The organism is Phormidium yuhuli AB48 (genome assembly GCF_023983615.1).
Classification (GTDB): Bacteria; Cyanobacteriota; Cyanobacteriia; order Cyanobacteriales; family Geitlerinemataceae; genus Sodalinema; species Sodalinema yuhuli.
In genome coordinates, this window is the sequence record NZ_CP098611.1 from 4,466,672 (window position 1) to 4,486,093 (window position 19,422).

At 52.2% G+C, this 19,422-nt stretch carries 17 protein-coding genes; 6 read left to right on the forward strand and 11 right to left on the reverse strand.

Annotated elements, in window-relative coordinates:
• Positions 1-51 precede the first annotated feature (51 nt).
• From NEA10_RS19255 to NEA10_RS19285, 7 genes are all read right to left on the reverse strand, one after another.
• Positions 52-2,082 carry a sensor histidine kinase gene (locus NEA10_RS19255; RefSeq protein ID WP_252662957.1) on the reverse strand — a complete coding sequence of 677 codons (2,031 nt, stop codon included), beginning with the start codon at positions 2,080-2,082 and terminating at the stop codon, positions 52-54.
• Between the two features lie 87 nt (positions 2,083-2,169).
• A complete protein-coding gene (locus NEA10_RS19260; RefSeq protein ID WP_252662958.1) occupies positions 2,170-2,592 on the reverse strand; it encodes a hypothetical protein in 423 nt (140 codons plus the stop codon).
• Between the two features lie 80 nt (positions 2,593-2,672).
• Positions 2,673-3,641, reverse strand: a complete 969-nt coding sequence (gene secF, locus NEA10_RS19265) for a protein translocase subunit SecF (protein ID WP_252662959.1) — start codon at positions 3,639-3,641, stop codon at positions 2,673-2,675.
• A gap of 56 nt (positions 3,642-3,697) precedes the next feature.
• Positions 3,698-5,116: a protein translocase subunit SecD gene (secD, locus tag NEA10_RS19270; protein ID WP_252662960.1), complete on the reverse strand. Its 1,419-nt coding sequence runs from the start codon at positions 5,114-5,116 to the stop codon at positions 3,698-3,700.
• A gap of 41 nt (positions 5,117-5,157) precedes the next feature.
• A complete protein-coding gene (locus NEA10_RS19275; RefSeq protein WP_252662961.1) occupies positions 5,158-6,141 on the reverse strand; it encodes an alpha-ketoacid dehydrogenase subunit beta in 984 nt (327 codons plus the stop codon).
• 140 nt (positions 6,142-6,281) lie between these two features.
• Complete coding sequence (locus NEA10_RS19280) at positions 6,282-7,073, reverse strand: TIGR03943 family putative permease subunit (protein ID WP_252662962.1); 792 nt, start codon at positions 7,071-7,073, stop codon at positions 6,282-6,284.
• A gap of 56 nt (positions 7,074-7,129) precedes the next feature.
• Entirely contained in the window at positions 7,130-7,570 is a 441-nt protein-coding gene (locus tag NEA10_RS19285) for a hypothetical protein (protein ID WP_252662963.1), read from the reverse strand.
• A 249-nt stretch (positions 7,571-7,819) separates the two neighbouring features.
• On the opposite strand from NEA10_RS19285, the gene prfB reads away from it, so the two are divergent.
• Together prfB and NEA10_RS19295 are read left to right on the forward strand one after the other, a co-directional pair.
• Positions 7,820-8,954, forward strand: a protein-coding gene (gene prfB / locus NEA10_RS19290; RefSeq protein ID WP_252662964.1) for a peptide chain release factor 2 whose coding sequence is annotated in 2 segments (ribosomal slippage) — positions 7,820-7,891 and positions 7,893-8,954 — 1,134 coding nt in all. Because the reading frame shifts where the segments join, the coding sequence is not laid out codon by codon here.
• A 39-nt stretch (positions 8,955-8,993) separates the two neighbouring features.
• Positions 8,994-9,632, forward strand: a complete 639-nt coding sequence (locus NEA10_RS19295) for a DUF2459 domain-containing protein (RefSeq protein ID WP_252662965.1) — start codon at positions 8,994-8,996, stop codon at positions 9,630-9,632.
• Here the strand turns inward: NEA10_RS19295 and psb29 are convergent.
• From psb29 to hemF, 3 genes are all read right to left on the reverse strand, one after another.
• Positions 9,629-10,381: a photosystem II biogenesis protein Psp29 gene (gene psb29, locus NEA10_RS19300; protein WP_252662966.1), complete on the reverse strand. Its 753-nt coding sequence runs from the start codon at positions 10,379-10,381 to the stop codon at positions 9,629-9,631. The genes NEA10_RS19295 and psb29 overlap by 4 nt on opposite strands.
• A gap of 363 nt (positions 10,382-10,744) precedes the next feature.
• Positions 10,745-11,113, reverse strand: a complete 369-nt coding sequence (locus tag NEA10_RS19305; RefSeq protein WP_252662967.1) for an STAS domain-containing protein — start codon at positions 11,111-11,113, stop codon at positions 10,745-10,747.
• A gap of 148 nt (positions 11,114-11,261) precedes the next feature.
• Positions 11,262-12,305, reverse strand: a complete 1,044-nt coding sequence (gene hemF, locus NEA10_RS19310) for an oxygen-dependent coproporphyrinogen oxidase (protein ID WP_374111810.1) — start codon at positions 12,303-12,305, stop codon at positions 11,262-11,264.
• Positions 12,306-12,610: 305 nt separating this feature from the next.
• On the opposite strand from hemF, the gene NEA10_RS19315 reads away from it, so the two are divergent.
• The 4 genes from NEA10_RS19315 (at position 12,611) to NEA10_RS19330 (ending at position 16,051) form a co-directional block, all read left to right on the forward strand.
• Entirely contained in the window at positions 12,611-13,702 is a 1,092-nt protein-coding gene (locus NEA10_RS19315) for an Mrp/NBP35 family ATP-binding protein (protein WP_252662969.1), read from the forward strand.
• Positions 13,703-13,866: 164 nt separating this feature from the next.
• The gene (gene rodA / locus NEA10_RS19320) at positions 13,867-15,096 is read left to right on the forward strand and encodes a rod shape-determining protein RodA (RefSeq protein WP_252662970.1); all 1,230 of its coding nucleotides are present in this window, start codon (positions 13,867-13,869) and stop codon (positions 15,094-15,096) included.
• A 61-nt stretch (positions 15,097-15,157) separates the two neighbouring features.
• The gene (locus NEA10_RS19325; protein WP_252662971.1) at positions 15,158-15,349 is read left to right on the forward strand and encodes an NAD(P)H dehydrogenase subunit NdhS; all 192 of its coding nucleotides are present in this window, start codon (positions 15,158-15,160) and stop codon (positions 15,347-15,349) included.
• A gap of 54 nt (positions 15,350-15,403) precedes the next feature.
• Positions 15,404-16,051, forward strand: coding sequence for an HAS-barrel domain-containing protein (locus tag NEA10_RS19330; protein ID WP_252662972.1), 648 nt, complete (start codon positions 15,404-15,406; stop codon positions 16,049-16,051).
• Between the two features lie 45 nt (positions 16,052-16,096).
• Here the strand turns inward: NEA10_RS19330 and NEA10_RS19335 are convergent, their stop codons facing one another.
• Positions 16,097-19,318: a DEAD/DEAH box helicase gene (locus tag NEA10_RS19335; RefSeq protein WP_252662973.1), complete on the reverse strand. Its 3,222-nt coding sequence runs from the start codon at positions 19,316-19,318 to the stop codon at positions 16,097-16,099.
• Positions 19,319-19,422 lie beyond the last annotated feature (104 nt).

Below are 19,422 nucleotides of genomic sequence, written 5' to 3' on the forward strand. Positions count from 1 at the left end.
AAAGCGGGAGAAACCTTGGCATACCCCCCAACAGGTCAAGGTTGCACCTCATCAGGTCTCTAGATCTGAGTCGGCTTCAGCTAAGGTGGAGGTCTTTTCTAACGATACATTTTTCTGAGCAATGGGCAACTCCAGAGTTACCGTGGTTCCCGAACCCACCCCAGCACTATCCAGGCGAATTGAGCCATTCATCATTTCCATTAAGTTACGTGAAATTGCTAGACCCAGGCCGGTTCCACCAAAACGACGGGTTTTTGAGCCATCGACCATGACAAACGGTTTAAATAATTTATCGAAATCTGCCGGGTCAACGCCAATGCCAGTGTCGATGATGTCAACCCGGACTCGTTTACCCCCATAATGTGCCCCATACTCATCAGCCGGAACTCTAACGACACGAACCTCAATGCGAATTCCTCCGCTTTCCGTAAACTTGACGGCATTGCCGATGGCGTTGAGTAAGACCTGTTTCAGTTTAGCGGCATCGGCCCGAACCCAAATCGGCTCATTCCCCTCCACCTGGGCTGATAAGGTTAATCCTTTATCCCGTACAGTGGCTTGATTCAATTCTAGGGCTTCATGGATCAACTGCATCAGATCAACGGGTTCAATGGCCACTGAGAGGGTTCCGGCCTCGATTTTAGAGATATCTAGGATATCGTTGATAATTCCCAATAAATGAACGGCGGCATCATCAGCCCGTTGCAAAAATTCCTGTTCTTCTGCTTCGTCGTCACAGAAGCCATCACGGACGAGCCGTAAACTGCCGATGATGCCGTTGAGGGGGGTTCGGAGTTCGTGGGAAATGGTGGCTAAAAACTCACTCTTGAGGCGGTTGGCATTTTTAGATTCGTTCCAAGCCTCTTCGAGTTCCTGGGCCCAGGTTTTTAAACGTTCGATCGCCCGATTTAGGGCTTTTGAGAGCTGGTTAAATTCTTGAATAAAGAACTTAGCTGGCATCGGCTCTGAGGCGGTGTTGCACTCAATGTTACGGGCATATTCCCCCAATTTTTCCACGGGACGAGCTAAGTCTTGAGCCAAATAGAGGGTTGCAATCAGATTGGCTGCCAATAACCCTAGGACGAGGTTAAACATCACTTGGCGAATTGGCTCTAGTCCGGCTAGGGCGTTATCGAGGGGCGTGATGGCTAAAACCACCCAACGTCTTTGACGGCCATTGCCATCTAGGGAAGACACGGGGGCATCAATGGCTGTATAACCGCTCAGGAGTTCCTGAGTTGGACTGGTGAAGGAGGTTAAATGGATAAAATCCTGGTTCCCCACTAAGGCGCTACCAATCAGAATTTCCAGTCGTTCAGCATTCCGTTGACTCTCGATACTACTGCCAATCAAGATGTCTATCGGATGTTCTAAGATTATCCCCGATTCATCGATGACGACGGTAGATCCGGTGAGGGACCCGGGACGACTGATAGGTTCATCGGGTTTTTCCAAGGTAGCCCGTAGAGTAATGATGTAGTTCGGCTCAGCAGCCTCTTCAGGATAGATGGGGGCACTATAGGTAATTTCGGTTTGTCGATACCGAGGGGAGTCAGAATCGGTGAGAGAACTACGCCCTTCAATAATATCAGTACTGACGAAGACTCGCCGGTCAAGACCACTCTCGGAACCGCGCCACCAGCCTTCTGGGGCGGGGGTAAAAATGTCCCGGTCGCAGGTTTGGGCGATCGCCACTTGAGTGTCTACATTGGTAACTTGTAAACATTGGACGGTAGCGGGAAGTTGTTCGCGAAAACTGTCTAAAAACTCTTGAACTCTAGGACTCGAGCCGGACTCAAGGGCAGCGGTTTCGCTGGCAAGACGTAATTGAGTTTTGAGGGCATCTGCCTGATCTCCAATGCGATTTCCTTTACGGACGGCACTTTCTGAGAGATTCTGACGGGCCGTTTCCAGGAGACTAGAACGGGCTTTACGAAAGGTCACATATTGTCCGATCACGAGGACGGGGACACTCAGCAGGAGAATCCGCGACAGCAAGATGCGGCGAAACGAGGTCGGACCGAACATAGGCGCAGGTAGAAATTTGGGAAACTTGACGTTTCTCAGGGCGCGAAGTGCCATCGTCAAAAACGTTGAAGGAGTCAAGAGCATTGCAGGATCGCCGCTAAGCTGCCTTGGGCTAACTATGAGACCTGCATGGATTTCATCTTAACGTCCTGATGTTGACTTTTTCGAGGGATCTCGATCAGTTGTTGAGACGACCACCCATTTCCAGAGGGGATGTTTGGAGCCGTTAGAGCGAATCCGCCAGAGTTGATGTTCCAGGCGTCGGCGTTCTGGATTGGGCATTCCCCAAATAATATTACGACTCTGCCAGACCAGCACGGAGGTAGTCCAACCGACACAGAGCCCCAGGCCCAAGGCCGGCCAAGGGTGCGATCGCAGGGCATACCAGACGGCAACCCAGGTGAAATGCTCTAACCACAGAGAAATCTCCCGCCGCAAGCCCCAAATACTGAGGCTACCGAGGCTCAGCCAGAGGACGACCACAAGGGACCAACGAGCGAGGACGGTTAAACGATGGAGGCGCTGGAGTTGAAGCTGGAAGGTGGAGGGTTGGGGGTCTGACATAACAAGTTTGGCTCAAGCGAAAACACCCCGCATTTTGATTATGACCTGGATGGGCCGACTTCGACCGAGATCGGCTCAGATTACGATTCTTCAACTGAGGCAACGTTGCTGTCTACAGGGGCTTCCGGAGCGACCTGGGGATGTTTTTCCCGCCATAGGGCCAGGGCAGCGGTGGCGATAAAGATACTGGAATAGGCCCCCAAAATAAAGCCGACCATCAGGGTCAGGGCAAAGTATTTGAGGGTTTCACCGCCGAAAATGAAAATCGCCAATAGGGGTAAGACGGTGGTGGCGGTGGTGTTGATGGAACGAGTTAGGGTCTGGTTAACGGCATCGTCGATAACATCGTTAATGTCGTCATTGGGCTTAAATTTCAGGGTTTCCCGCACTCGGTCATAGATGACCACCGTGTCATTGACGGAAAAACCGACAATGGTTAATAGGGCCACAATAAAGAGACTATCGGCTTCAAAGTTACCCAACAGCCCAAACAGGGCAAACACGCCGATGGTAATCCAGACATCATGAAACAGGGCCAGGATAGCAAAGAGGGCGTAATCGAGCTGAAAGCGAATGGTGAGATAGCCGACAATCCCCAAACTCGCGACGAAGAGGGAGAGTAAGCCCGATCGCAATAGCCGCCGTCCCACGGTTGGCCCCACGGTGTCAATCTGGGTTTGTTCTGGGTCAAATGCCCCGAGTTCCGCTTCTAGGGCGGCTTCAAGTTGCGATCGCGTCTCCACGTCTAAATCCGTGGTCCGCACCACCAATCCCTGTTCGTTTTCCCCAAACTCCTGAACATTGGTCCCTAACCCCTCGGCCGCCAAAATACGGCGGGCGGCTGTGACATCAATGGGGTCATCACAGGCGTTGGCAATACTACAATCGCGCTCCAGCTGCAGGCGGCTTCCCCCGGTAAAGTCTAGCCCCAGGGGCAAGGGGGCGCCAAACTGGGCAATTGACAGGCCCATGGTAATGGTGCTAATTAGGGCGAGAGCGAGGGAAATCGCCCACCAGAGATTTCGTTGTCGAGTGACGCTCAGTTTCATCGTCAGGATGGGGGGGTAAGGTGCAGCATGGGGGCCGAGGGGTTCCGGGTTGGGTCTTAACGTTTGGCCAGGGGAGGTTGCAGGTTAGGGCAGAAAAATTCCGGCTTTTTCAGGTCGGGGAGGGTGAGGACGTAGAACATGAGGCTGCGGCTACAGGTGATGGCGGTAAACATACTGACTCCCACGCCAATGGCCAAGGTAACCGCAAAGCCTTTCACTAAACCGGCCCCGAACCAAAATAGGGCTAAACAGGCAATTAGGGTGGTGACGTTACTATCTAAAATACTGGAGAAGGCACGATAAAAGCCTGACTCCACGGAGCGATACAGGGTTTTTCCAGCTCGCAATTCTTCTCGGGTTCGCTCAAAGATTAGCACGTTGGCATCGACGGCCATGCCAATACTCAGGATAAATCCGGCAATCCCCGGTAGGGTTAGGGTCACCCCGAGCAAGGCATAACAGGCCAGGGTGAGGATAGCATAAATGGTCAGGGAGAGGTTGGCGATCGCCCCCGGCAGCCGATAATACACCACCATAAAGATAAGCACCAAAATCAGACCCCCCACCCCAGCATAGATACTGCGACGAACGCTGTCTTGTCCTAGGGTCGCGCCAACGGTCCGGTTTTCTACGATTTCCACGGGAACCGGTAAGGCCCCGGCTCGCAGTTGAGTGGCCAGGGTATTGGCATCTTCGAGGCTAAATTGACCGTCAATGCGGGCCCCGCCACCGCTGATGCCCGTTTCGGCATATTCAGCCCCAACACCTGGGGCGCTAATCAGTTCGTCATCGAGGAAAATCCCTAAGCGTCGTCCGGTTCCAGCAATGTTGCGGGTGAGTTCGGCGAACTTCTCTCCCCCCTCCCGGTCAAAGTCAATCACCACACTCCAGACGCCATCAATGCGGGTGGAGGTAACATTGGCATCTTCGAGGTTTTTCCCGGTCAGTCCCACACTTTCATAAAGCTGCTGGTTTAACTCCTGGATTTGCGCTTCTTTGGCAGTGATGGCCTGCTCGGTTGCCGCCAGTTCGGCGGTGCGACCTTCCACGGTCAGTTGTTCTTGCTCTTGCACTAATTCCAGGAGTTCTTCTTGGCGCACTAGGAGTTGAGCCTCAACTTCTGGGTTGCTAACTTGTTCGCGAAATTCCAGTTGGGCCGTTCCCCCCAACACCCGTTCAGCTTGAGCGGGGTCGCTGACTCCCGGAAGCTGAACGGAAATGCGATTTTCGCCAACGGTCTGCACCAACGGTTCGCTCACCCCAAGACCATCAACTCGGTTGCGGACCACCAGCAACACCGCGTCTAAGTCGCGATCGCTGATGACCGGAACTTCCTCCGTCGGCTGCGCTTCAATGGTCAACTGAGACCCCCCTTCTAAGTCCAACCCCAAGCGCAAGGGCAGTTGAACCAGAATGACGATCGCACCCACTAAGAGGACGAAAATCAGAATTAGGAGAGATTGTTGACGACGCATAGCACAGAGTTAGGTAAATCGCAAGTTTTCTTCAACAAACGTTACACCTGCAACGCCACCATTTTTTTAACGGCCTCGACAATTTGGTGAGGTTGAACAATGGTTAAGCGTTCTAGGGTTCCATTGTAGGGGGTGGGGATATCCTGGGAGGACAGGCGTAACACCGGTGCGTCGAGTTCATCAAAGAAATGGTCATTGATGCTGGCGGTAATCTCAGCGCCCACCCCACCGGTTTTCATACATTCTTCTACGACGATAACGCGGTGAGTTTTGCGAATCGACTCGCCAATGGTGTCGAGGTCATAGGGTTTCAGGGAAATCAAATCGATGATTTCTGGGTCAAACCCTTCTTTTTCCAACGTCTTCGCCGCTTGAACACAATGATGACGCATCCGAGAATAGGTCAACAGAGTGACCTGGCTCCCGGGACGGACGACCTCCGCCTTATCCAAGGGGACAATATAATCCCCATCGGGTAACTCTTCTTTGAGGTTATAGAGCAGCACATGCTCGAAGAATAGCACCGGGTTATTATCGCGAATGGCAGCTTTCAAGAGGCCTTTGGCGTTGTAGGGGGTGGAACAGGCCACAATTTTCAGCCCCGGAACCGCCTGAAAATAGGCTTCAAGGCGTTGGGAATGTTCTGCCCCAAGCTGTCGTCCCACCCCACCCGGGCCGCGAATCACCATAGGGATGGTGAAGTTACCGCCGGAGGTGTAACGCAACATCCCGGCGTTGTTGGCAATTTGGTTAAAGGCCAGCAGGAGAAACCCCATATTCATCCCTTCGATGATGGGACGCAGGCCGGTAATCGCTGCACCGACGGCCATGCCGGTAAAACTATTCTCGGCGATGGGGGTGTCAAGCAAGCGCAGCTCACCATACTTGTCGTAGAGGTCTTTGGTGACTTTGTAGGAGCCGCCGTAGTGACCGACATCTTCACCGAGGACGAAAACGGTCTCATCACGAGCCATTTCTTCGTCGATGGCTTCCTTTAAGGCGTTGAAAAATAGGGTTTCTGCCATTGCAACGGGAGTCCGAACTGGGTTATCGATATACGTTGATCCAAGTCATTCTACCCTGAGCGGGGACGCTTTAGGAGTTAGGGAGGCTCGGGTCTGGTTTTCTGTGCCAGTCCTGTGGAGGAGTTGGGGCCAGGACTGGATTAATACCCATAGGGGTCATCAGGTTCTGGGATGGGGTCTAGGGTTTCGGCGGCGATGATGACTTGGCGACGGCCTTCGAGGCGACCGGATTTCATTTCACCGCGAATCCGCAGCCAGCCATCGGGTTCAAATTCGTTGCGGGTGCTTCCAGGGGGCAATTGCACCGGTAACCCCACGGGATAGGCATCAGCGGCACAGCAGGTAATCATAAACCGGGCCACGATGATAAGATCCTCGTCTAGCTTGGGGGGATGGACAACAAATCCTTTGACGTCTACGGGCTGTCCCGCGTAGGCTTCGGGTTCGGGATAGACACTGAGGGTTCGCGTCCAATCGACGATACTGCGGTCTTCTGGATTGTTTGCCCCTCGGAAGCTTTCCGGTTCGATGCGAGTCATGGAAAGGAAATCTGTCACTCCCCGTTCCAGGGCCACTTGGCTAGCAAAGGGACGGGGGGTAAAGACGAGGGCGACACAGGCGGAGGCGAGGAGGAGTCCGGTACTCCAGCCTGGGGGAAAAAGGCTGATATGTTGTTGGGGGGCTTCGGGGACTTGTCGCCGCGATCGCAGTTGCAACGCCTTCCAGACAGAAATCAGCAGAAATAAAACCCCGGCGACAATGCAGAGCCAGGAAAAGGCGGGATGGACGAGAAGCCGCAGTTTCCCGGTGAGCCAATATTGCATCATCACGACTCCCCAGAGGAACATGGTGATGATATCGAGCCAGAGGAGGCGGTTATCGGGCTTGGGGCGCGATCGCCCTAAGGGCTTTGTTGGTGAGGGAATTACCATAAGGAACGAAGCAGGAACGAAGGAGCAAACAAGAACGGTAGCCCGTTAGACTTAGGTTAGGATAACGCCTCAGTCATCAGTACGAGGGGTTCGAGTTCGTTGTCCGCTTGGGCACTGACATGGTCGGCAATGCGATCGCGAATGGTCTGGGCCATAATGCGGTTGATTTGCTGAACGCTGGAGCGTCCGTCGAGTTGATACATCACTTCGTAGACTCGTTGGATTTGGGTTTGACGGGTTCTGGGGTCGGTGATGGTCTTTTTCTTTTTGCGGCTGTACACGGCCGGTTTTTCGGCCCGTCCCCAATACAGTTTATAAATATCGCGATCGAGATTGGCCACGCAGCGAATTTGGGGCAGGGAGGGAATATCCAGGCCCATACTGCCATCATCGAGGCGACGAATCTGGAAATAGCCCCAACGTTTCTCTTGGCGGGCAATGGCCCGGTTGATGGCTAGTTTCAGTTGCATGAGGGTATCGTCGGTTTGGAGGGTCATGGCAAAAGGCAAGAGGCAAGAGGCAAGAGGCAAGAGGCAAGAGGCAAGAGGCAAGAGGCAAGAGGCAAGAGGCAAGAGGCAAGAGGCAAGAGGCAAGAGGCAAGAGGCAAGAGGCAAGAGGCAAGAGGGGGGTGGGTTCAGCAATTGGGTGTCCCCAATTCTAGCAGTTGGGTGATTTCTTGTCGGATGGGTTGACGGGGTATGGCACAATGGCGATCGAGACCTTTTGAGAGACTGTTGAGCAATTTTATGGAACTTTCGCAATTGAAGCAGGAGCTAGAACGGTTGTCGGAACGCCTGGGGAAAACCCAGGAGTATCTTTGACCTGCCTGCACTCAACGCCAAAATTAAGGATTTGGAACAACTGGCGGCTCAGCCGGAGTTCTGGGACGATGCTGAACAGGCCCAGACCATTATGCAAGACCTCAATGATCTCAAGTCTAATGTGACGCAATATGGCCAGTGGGTCGACAGCTTGGAGAATGCCCAGACGGTGGTAGAACTGCTGGTTGAGGATGATGCCATTGATGAGAGTTTGATGGCTGAGGCCGTGGAGACCCTCACCCGCCTGGACCGGGAGTTGGAACAATGGGAGTTTCAACAGATGCTCTCTGGGGAGTATGACAAAGGCGGTGCGGTTTTGAGTATCAATGCTGGGGCCGGTGGAACGGATGCTCAGGATTGGACGGAAATGCTGCTGCGGATGTATACCCGCTGGAGTGAGCGACAAGGCTATCGGGTTGAGACTCTGGAACTCTCGGAGGGGGATGAGGCGGGGATTAAATCCGTTACCCTGGAGATTCGGGGGCGCTATGCCTATGGTTATCTCAAGTCGGAAAAGGGAACCCATCGCTTGGTGCGCATCTCGCCGTTTAATGCCAATGGTAAACGTCAAACGAGTTTCGCTGGGGTGGAGGTGATGCCGATTTTGGATAGTTCGGTCAAACTGGAGATTCCGGATACGGATTTGGAGATTACTACCTCTCGTTCCGGGGGGAAAGGCGGACAAAATGTTAACAAAGTTGAGACGGCGGTGCGGGTGCTGCACAAACCTTCTGGCTTGGCGGTTCGCTGCACTCAGGAGCGATCGCAGCTTCAGAATAAGGAGAAGGCTCTGGCCTTGTTGAAGGCGAAGCTGCTGGTGATTGCTGAATCCCAACGCTTACAGGAAATTGCCGAGATTCGCGGCGATATGGTGGAAGCGGCCTGGGGCAACCAAATTCGGAACTATGTGTTCCATCCCTATCAGATGGTTAAGGATTTACGCACCAGCGTCGAAACCACTCAGGTGGATGATGTGATGGATGGGGATCTCGATGCCTTCATTGAGGCCTATTTGCGTCAGGATAATCAACGGCTGGAGACGGCCGCGACTCCAGCCTAGTGGGCGATCGCCCTCTTTCCCTATCATATAGGTTAAATTATGTCAACCCCCAATCCCCTGACAACCAGGGCCGTTTGGCGTAACGTCCTCATCCCTGGACTGTTACTGGTTGGGGGACTTTTTCTGAGTTTTCGTCTTTTGGCTCCTATTCCAGCACGAATCATCCCCCCTACGTCTCCTGAGATGCCTGTCACGATTTGGGTTCTTGGCTCGCCGGTGACTCCCCTGTTCTATCACAACAGCTTAATTTTGCCCGATGATTCGGGGCAGTGGATTGAATACTCCTTTGGCGATCGCGCCGTGTTTGCCAAGAATCAGAACCGACTCATTAACCTGGCCCAAGCCGTTCTCTACCCCACCCCCGCTGTCTTGGGCCGGCAAACCTTTAACCCGGAGCAATGGCAACGCCGCCAACAGCGAAACCCGGAGCGAGGCCAACGACTCAGTCTCGAAGTGGGCCGAGAGGAGGTGCAGGCCCTCTTAGCAGAATTGAACCAACGCTACGAGTCGGCTAACACCGAGCCTCTCTATAACCCCAACGTAGATTTATACTTCGTCCCGGATGCTGAGTCTTACACCGGTTGGAATACCTGTAATCATCTCGTGGCTCGTTGGCTGCGCCAACTCGACTGTAAAATCCGGGGTTTAGTGTTTTCGGGCCACTTCCGCGTTGACTAGCTGCTCGATTCTGACTCACTTGTCTCAGAGTCGGCTTTTGCTGCTTGTTTAGCGTGTTCAGCCTCCTGTTTGGCTTTTCGCTCCGCGTCCCGTTCGGCTCGTTTTTTGCGCTCGGCTTCTAGGATGTCCGTCATCACGCTTTGAGCCTGTTCCATTTTCTCCAGATTGCTCCGATAGAGCTCTAAGTCCTTACGCAGCTTCTCATCGGAAATCTTCAGCTTCGCTCCCAACTGATTGAGAAGTTCAGCCAGTTCTTTGTCACGACTGAGCAACTCTGCATCTGCTGCCTCAACCGCTGCCAATACCCCAATTGCCAACAGACGACAATATTTCAACCCATCTCCTCGGGCGAACTGAGCCATCTGTTGCCCAAAGGCATTCTCACCCACAGGGCTATCTCCCTCAGAGGCGATCGCCACTAAATCCGCCTGAGAGAGTTGAGCCGCCGCCTCTCGGATACTGGCCGCATCACGACGATATTGCTCAGGATCGCCCCCAGTGGCTCGACAGAGTGCCCCAAAAATGGATTCTAGGTCTTTCTCAGGTCGGTAGCCGTTCATAAAGCGATCGAACGCTGAGACAACTCCGAGGGCATAGACCGGATTATAGGTAAAATCAGCGTTGACGGAGAGAAGGTGCATCTCAACCATCAGCTCCTCGACAACACGACGATACAAGGAGTTGATCGGACGTGTGTGAGTTTGATAAAAATCTCGTTTAGTATCGGAGACAGTACGAACGTTATCCACGGGGCGTTAGGGGAAGATTCAAGTTAATTTCTATTGTGACGGCTTGATGACTATTTGCCAAGGGTGAAGCCAGTCGAGTGGCTCGAAGCCGTATCCGAGTTGACAGATTTTCAGCAAATGAGTCTGAGACTTGCCAGCCCAGATCCCAGTTTTCCCTGGGCCTGCTCAGGACAGGACTGAGACATTTTGGGGACTCTCTATCTCGCTCCTGGCTGACACCTGAAGCGGGAGAAATCGCTCGCCCAGACCGTCCAGATGCGTCACGACCGAGGCTGAGACTCTGTGAGGTCAACCACCGCCATAATGCTGACACACCTGTCCTGCTGACACGAGCGACTTACAGAGCGCGGAAGGATAGCTAGATTAGCTGGCAACGTTACGAGGGACACCCTCTAGGGCCTCATCTTCCGTCTCAAAAATTTCGAACACTGAATCCATCATCGTGACTTCAAACACGAGTTTGGCTTCTGGGTGAACATTACAAATTCGGAAACTCCCTTTAACTTTATCGGCATCTCGCATTCCGGCGACCAATGAGGTCAGTCCCGAACTATCAATAAAATTGACCTGTCCGAGATTGACGACGACATGGCGGCTGAGTTTGGAAATGCACTCCTGAAGCTTGAGGCGAAACTGCCAAGCCGTCGTGATATCCAGTCGTCCAGCGGGAGCTAGGACGATGACAGTTGTCCCGTCTTGAGTGGTATGAGTTTTCTGCTCGATGTGGATCACTGACCCTTCCTCGCACTTACTAACAACGGGGATTCGCGCACGGTGAGAAACCGGACTCGGAACACTCCCCTGTTGGCATACACTACCAGATTAGTGACGGTTCAGCTTCACCCCCCACGGAGATTCCCCTCGTTAGTGTCATCCTAACCTAGATTGACTCAGACGTAGCACTCCAGTTGGCCCAATCTTGGGGTTTAAGAAATTCCTCGTACAGTTGTGCTTCTGGGGTTCCAGGTTCGGGTTGGTAGCCATATTCCCAACGGACTAAGGGGGGGAGAGACATGAGGATGGATTCGGTGCGTCCGTTGGTTTGCAGGCCGAAGATGGTGCCGCGATCATAGACGAGGTTAAATTCCACATAGCGACCCCGTCGATAGAGTTGGAAGTTGCGCTCGCGTTCTCCATACTCAAGCTGACGACGACGCTCAACGATGGGTTCGTAGGCGGGGAGGAAGGAATGACCACAGGATTGAGCTAGGCCAAACAGGGACTCCCAATCCCGGGATTCAATTTCGCCGAGTTTCCGGCTATAGTCGGCGGCGGGACCGTCGGCATGGGGCCCTCGATAGAGGGCACCTTGGCCATCTTGGTAGTCGAAGAAAATACCACCCACGCCTCGGGTTTCTTGGCGGTGTTTGAGATAGAAGTATTCGTCACACCAGCGTTTGAAGACGGGATAGTATTCGCTGTGGTGGCGATCGCAGGCGGTTTTCAGGGTTTTGTGGAAATGGGCGGCATCTTCGGCGAAGGGATAATAGGGGGTTAAGTCGGCCCCACCGCCAAACCACCAGACGGGCCCGGCTTCAAAGTAGCGGTAGTTGAGGTGAACGGTGGGAATATAGGGGTTGCGAGGATGCAGCACCATGGAGGTTCCGGTGGCGTAGAAGCCATGGCCTTCGGCTTCGGGCCGTTGTTTGAGGATGGAGGGGGGGAGTTTGTCGCCAAAGACTTCTGAGAAGTTCACGCCCCCTTGTTCAAAGATGTTACCTTCGCGAATGACCCGCGATCGCCCCCCACCCCCTTCAGGACGCTCCCACATGTCTTCACGGAACTGACCGCCGCCGTCGAGCCGTTCTAACCCCGCACAGATGCTCTCCTGCAAATTTTTCATAAAGGCACTGATGCGGGCCTGAGAATCCTCCGGGGGACGGGTGGACTGGGCAGATACTGGAGGCGTTGATGTTGAACTCATACTCATTTGTTAAGAAAAGTTGCGATAAATTACGAAATGCGACAAAGCGCCCAGAGTTCCCAAGGAGTTATGGCTCCAAGGGGGGATGCTAAGCCGTCATCCTATCAGGTGCTCTCGGGGAATCACCGTCAATGCTAGGCTAGAGGTGAAGGCCACCCCGCATTATAGAAGAATGGCCCCGACCTTTTTTATCGTTGTTCAAAAATGTATAGTTTTAATAATAAAACGATACAAGGCTGAACCGTTCCCGTAAGCCATCTGTCTTGCAATCGATTTGCTAAACCCCAACTCAAGAGGAGACATCTGTGAACTTGACATCGAGCAATGCACTGACCCCGGAAGCCGTTTTAAAGGTACTACAGCCGGTTCAAGATCCCGAACTCAATAAAAGCTTGGTCGACTTGAACATGATCCGTCATGTGCAAATTGATGGTGGCATCGTCAGTTTTACCCTCGTGCTAACAACCCCCGCCTGTCCTCTACGGGAGTTTATTGTTGAGGATTGTCAGAAAGCGGTTCAGACTCTTCCGGGTGTGGAAGAGGTGAAGGTGGAGGTGACGGCCGAAACCCCTAAACAACCCTCATTGCCAGATCGCCAGGGAATTGATGGGGTTAAAAATATCATTGCCGTCTCCAGTGGAAAAGGAGGGGTCGGTAAAACCAGTGTCGCGGTTAATATGGCGGTGGCTTTAGCCCAAACGGGCGCTAAAGTGGGACTTCTGGATGCGGATATTTATGGCCCCAATGGTCCGAATATGCTGGGACTTGGGGATGCTAAGGTCATGGTACGAGAAGGGGCTGATGGAAAGGAAGTCTTAGAACCTGCCTTTAATCATGGGGTCAAACTGGTCTCGATGGCGTTCCTGATTGATAAGGATCAGCCGGTGATTTGGCGCGGCCCCATGCTCAATGGCGTGATTCGTCAGTTTCTCTATCAGGTGCAATGGGGAGAGTTGGATTATCTGATTGTGGATATGCCTCCAGGAACTGGGGATGCTCAGTTAACTCTCGCTCAAGCGGTTCCCATGGCGGGAGCGGTCATCGTGACGACACCGCAAACGGTTGCCCTGTTAGACTCTCGTAAGGGCTTAAAAATGTTTGAGCAGTTGGGAGTTCCGGTTTTGGGGATCATTGAGAATATGAGCTATTTTATTCCTCCGGATCTCCGCGATCGGCAGTATGACATTTTCGGCTCTGGAGGTGGGGAGAAAACGGCTAATGAATTGAATGTGCCATTATTAGGGCGGATTCCTCTAGAGATTCCCTTACGGGAAGGGGGAGATGAGGGGATTCCCATTGTGGTCTCTCAACCGGAGTCCGCCTCGGCCCAGGAACTCCTCAAGGCGGCTAAGCAGTTGGCTGCTAGGGTGTCTGTGGCGGCGTTTGCTAATCGCTAAAGAGGTAAGGGGGAGAACCCACCCCGCCCTTGGGTCACTCCCCCTTTTGCCTCTTGCCTATTGCCTCTTGCCTTCTCCCCCCTATTGCCTATTGCCTCTTGCCTTCTCCCCCCTATTGCCTTCTCCCCCCTATTCCCTACGCTCCGCACTAATCTGATCGCCCTATGCTCAACCGCAATTGGCTACAAGCCTGGCAATCCATTGATTGGACGTTACTGATTGTAAGTATTGGTTTAACCGTCTATGCCGGTGTTGTGATTCGCAGTAGTCAGCTTAATTTGGAGTACACCGATTGGTGGCAACATTGGCTGACAGGGGCCCTTGGTTTAGTCTTAGCTCTAACCATTGCCCGTTGGCGTTATGAAAATTTGATCCAATGGACTTGGATTATTTATGTGATCACGAACCTGTCGTTGATTGCGGTGATTTTTTTGGGAACTACGGCTTTAGGGGCCCAACGTTGGATTACTATTGGGGGCTTTAATATTCAGCCCTCGGAATTTGCTAAGTTGGGACTCATTATTACTCTGGCGACGATGTTGGAGGGACGGACGGCGGCTAACTTGCCCACGATGTTGAAGAGTTTGGCAGTGACGACGATTCCCTGGGCATTGGTGTTTTTACAGCCGGATTTGGGAACGTCGTTGGTGTTTGGGGCGGTGACGTTGGGAATGCTCTATTGGGCTAATGCTAATCCGGGCTGGTTGCTGCTGTTGGTGTCACCGATGATTTCGGCGATTCTGTTTAGCTTGCTGCTTCCGGTATGGTTTATTTGGGTGGCCGGAATGGCGGTATTGGCTTGGCTGACGATTCCAGCACGCTGGTTTGGGGCGATCGCCGCCTTGACGGTGAATCTGGTGTCGGGCCGCTTGGGGGAGGTCCTCTGGAACTTACTCAAACCTTATCAGAAAGACCGACTGATTCTCTTTCTTGACCCCGGTCGCGATCCCCTTGGGGGGGGCTATCACTTGATTCAATCCCGTATTGCTATTGGTTCTGGAGAACTCTGGGGACGGGGGTTTGGCCAAGGAACTCAAACTCAGGGGGGTTTTATTCCCGAACAACATACGGACTTTATTTTTGCGGCGGTGGGTGAAGAATGGGGCTTTGTGGGGGCGATCGCGGTTTTGTTTGCCTTTTGGCTGATTTGTTTACGTCTGATTGTGATTGCTCAAACGGCTAAGGATAATTTTGGCTCTCTCTTGGCGGTTGGAGTGCTGTCTATGGTGGTGTTCCAGGTGATTATCAATGTCAGCATGACCATTGGCCTGGCTCCGGTGACGGGGATTCCCCTCCCCTGGCTCAGTTATGGGCGATCGGCCCTGCTGACGAATTTTCTGGCGGTGGGGTTAGTGGAATCGGTGAATAATCACCGCCAGCGGTTGAAGTTTTAGGCTCAAGGCGATCGTGGGCTAAAATCGAAATGGTGAATTTAGTGAAAAGACCTGAAGACTTATGATTCTGCCTGGCTCGGCTGTGGAAGTGATTAACCCTGATGACACCTATTATCGTTTTAAAGGCTCGGTGCAACGAGTGAGTGATGGTAAGGCGGCGGTTTTGTTTGAGGGGGGGAATTGGGATCACTCGGTGACCTTTTTACTCTCGGAGTTGGAGTTAGTGGATGCTAAGGCGGGACGCAAGAAGTAGGGGGAATCCCTGCTGCTGACTCGGCTTGTGTTGGCCTAACCCCTGGAACAGACTATGGTTCGTTTACCGTTACCCCAGTTTTCAGAGAATCCGGGCGATCGCGGCGATCGCTTTGCGGAGGTGATTGAGACGGCGACGACGGAGTTTCTAGCTCAATGTCTTGATGGGGATGAGTTACGCTTCCCCACAATGCCTCCGTTTGGCAGTTGGGTGAAGGCTGTCGATGAGGAGTCGGGGAATCCGATTTATGGGGTGGTGTATCATGCCACAACCACCCCGATTGATTCGGTTCATCGGGCCCAGGCTCTGGGGATGTCGTTGGAGGAGTTGCGCGATCGCCAACCCCAGATTTTCGCGATGTTAAAGACGGAATTTCGGGCGGCGATCGTTGGCTTTGTGGTCCCTGAGTCGGGCCAGGTGTATCAATATCTTCCCCCACGTCCTCCCCAGATTCACCAAGGGGTGGCCTATTGCACGCCGGACGAAGTCATTGACTTCAGTGAGGAGTTAGACTTCCTGCGGACTCTGTTAGAGGTGGGAAATGCGCCGGTTGAGGCGTTGACGGCGGCAGCCATTCGCGAGATTTACCAAATTCGGAAAACTGAGCGGGAGTGGTTGGTGAGGGCAGGACGCACGTTAAGTTTACTGCTTAAGGATGACTACGATCGCCTACGCTTGATTCTTGGACAAATTCATCCCTGAGGTTGTATTTAAGATGATAACATTGACCAGTCCAGCCATGATTGATTAAACTGGGTCGATTCCTCGTTCCCAAGCCAAACATAACTGCTCAAATAAGGGATTACCAATTGAGAGCAACTGAAGTGACGGACATTCATCGTAGGTTTTAGGATTGAAGGTGACGCGATAGTTGATATCATGGAACCTTAGCATCCAAACCGACTCGCCACAGGTTTTAAAGTCAATTTCCTCAGATTTAAATTGAGTCATCCATTGCTCCAAAACTTGCCAAGTTAAATCAGTTTTAGCGAAATATTGATTTATAATTTCTAAGTCTGCTTCTCCATTTTCTGATGCCAAAGTATCAACTGAAGTTGCTAGTTTTGTTGTGTCAAAACAATGTTCAAACTCAGACATTAACACATCCTCTTCGTGAGGATCAGCACTCATCGTAACGCGCTCTAAAAACGTGGGAACTTGAGCCAGAATGGGTTGCAAATTACCGACAACCTGGGAGAATAAGTCAATGCGATCGCGCAAACGACGATACACCTTAGCCTCGACAGTTCCATCATAATAAAAGTTGTGAATGCGGACATCCGGATAGCGTTGTCCAATGCGGTCAATTCGTCCAATTCGCTGTTCCACTCGCATGGGATTCCAGGGCATATCGTAGTTAAATAAAACGCCGCAGGTTTGTAGATTTAATCCCTCACTGGCAGATTCTGTACAGAGTAAAATCAGGATTTCTCCATCACGAAACTGCCGTTTAATCTGTTCCTTAGGGACGTTATACCACTGTTGCTCACTCGGAGACCATAACTCACCACCCCGTCCCGAATAACAGGCAACTTTCCCCCCATAGAGCACCTTTAATTCTCCCCGCAAATAGTCCATCGTATCGGTGTATTGCGTAAAAACAATCGCACTATCCCGTTGATTTAATTCTTGCCGTAAGGTCGTTAAGCAATGACGGAGCTTGCTATCTTCTCCCGTTTGCTCAAACTGTTTCAACAAATCTTCTAAATACTCAATTTCTTGGGGAGCGACGGGTTCCATATAGGGTTCTAACCCGGTTAAAACTGGCTCACTGGCATCATCGATATCGAGTAAATCGTCGTCCGTGAAACTAATCCCCTCCAAACGCCGTTGTAGGGACTGTTGAATCGCATAAAAGGAACTGGTGAGTCGTTTGCGATATAAGGTCATCAAAAAGCCGAGGGCCTTGCGATTTTCTTTTTGGGCTAAGCGGTAGAAATCTCGCACATATTGACTGACGGCACTGTAGAGAGGAATTTCTCGTTGGGGTTCGAGGGCGATCGCCGTATCGCAGACAATTCGAGTTGGGACATCTTGCTCTAACATCCCCAAATGATGATATTGCCGTAACGTGTCCCGAGTATGGCGGAACATGAGGTCTTTCAAGGGGGTATGAGTGGTGAGATACGGGCGAGATGTCTTGAGAAATGCTGTATCTTGGGCTAATTTTTTCCCTTGCGTCAGGGGTTTGCCTTTCTGCCAGATATCTTCGAGTTTATAGTATAAGAGGCGATCGCCCCGCCGCAGGGTTTGGCTTAATCGCGGACAAGGAGATCCCCCCTTTTGGAAGTAATCTCGGGATAATTGTTGCCAGAGTTCAAGCTGTCGCGCCGTTGTCCCCTCCTCGGGGTCTAAATCAGCTAAACTGGCAAAATGCTCACAAAATAAGTCCCCATACTCCCATAACCCCGGTAATCCCAGTAAATTGAGCAGGTCAAAAATTTCAATGGGATCGATTTGCATGGGAGTCGCTGACAGCAAAATCAGGGATTGGCTGTTGGCGGCCAACTCTCGCATCAGAGTTAACAGGGAGTTGGGGGTATCTTTGCGGGATTGGGGGGTTTGGCGGCGAGCGTGATGGGCCTCGTCGAGAATTACTAAATCCCAAGTTTGGGCCGCTAGGAGTTCCTGGCGGCGTTCTTGGCGGCGAACGAGATGGCTAGAGGCCAAAATTAGGTCATGTTGATTCCAGGGATTCTCCTGGGGATGGGGGGGAACCCAAGAGGCTAATTCCGGGGAACTGTAGCTGAACTGGTTTTGGCCATAACTCCAAAAATGGAGGTTGAACTTTTCCCGTAACTCACTGTGCCATTGCGGTTGCACGCTGGCGGGGGCGAGAATTAAGATGCGCCGCGCTTTTTGGCTAATGAGGAGATAACGCAGAATTAGGCCCGCTTCGATGGTTTTTCCTAATCCCACTTCGTCGGCGATGAGAAGACGACAGGGGAAGTGTTGTTCCACATGACGCAGGATTTTGAGTTGATGGGGCCAGGGGGTGATGGGGATGGAGTTGAGACAGAAATCGAGACAGGTGTCACCCTCAGGGAGGTGGCGAAGCTGTTGCAGAATCGGATCAGGGGCGATGGGACTGGTTAAATTGGCGATGTCTGGGGAGATTGGGGAGGGTGATGTCCCCTCTGAGTTGCTGGTTTCCGTGGGAGAGACTGGCTGGGAATCGTCGAGTTCCCGAGAGTCGGTTGGAGAAGGTGGTTGGATGGGAATCTCTCGGCGATCGCATTCGTCGTTGAGGGACCATTGAGGTTGGACGGTAGGAGCATATCGTAATAGCTTTTGGCGGATGGCTTCCGGGAGGGGAAACGATCGCACGTTTTGGGCTAAGTCGTTCCAGAGTTCTTCAAAGCGATAGACTTCTTCGGCGATTCGTTCTTGATCGCGATCGCCCAACCAAGAGCCAAAGACATGAAAAGACTCGGTATTTCCCTCCCAGCCACTGAGGGATTCGTTGTTTGAGCCGCTAAACATCAGTTGATTTCCCTCGATATCCCTAAAAATCCCCACTTTTTCATGGAAAATATGCCGTCGATCCAGTTGAGGCGATCGCGGATCGGGTAAATGTCCCGAGAGTAGGGGAATGGCGATTTTGATATCCAGACAGCCAATTTGAATCAACCAACTAAGAATCTCAAAATGCTTGAGTTGGCTGAGAGTTTCGGGAGGGGTCAACTCCCGCGACAGACAACCGAGCATCCGTTCCCGTAAGTCATAGCCCTCTTGAATCGCCTTGATATCGACTTCATTAAATTGACAGCCGAGCAACAGACGAATTTGACCGTTTTGTTCCAGAATGGCCCCTAAGCCACGGGCCACTTGGCTGAGAATGCGACTGTTAAAAAATCCCGATTTTCTATCATAGGTTTGCGCCTCTGTCAAGGCGGGGATATAAAACTCTAAGAGGGGATTATCCTGGTCTGTAGAATACTGTAATTTCCAGGGGCGATCGCAAAGCATAGTCCTTCAACTGTTTTGGGAGTAGTAGGGGCAAAAAATCCTGAGAGGGGTAGGGGTGTGTTATACCCTCCTGGGAGGATTAGGGGCGAAAAATCCCCTCCTGG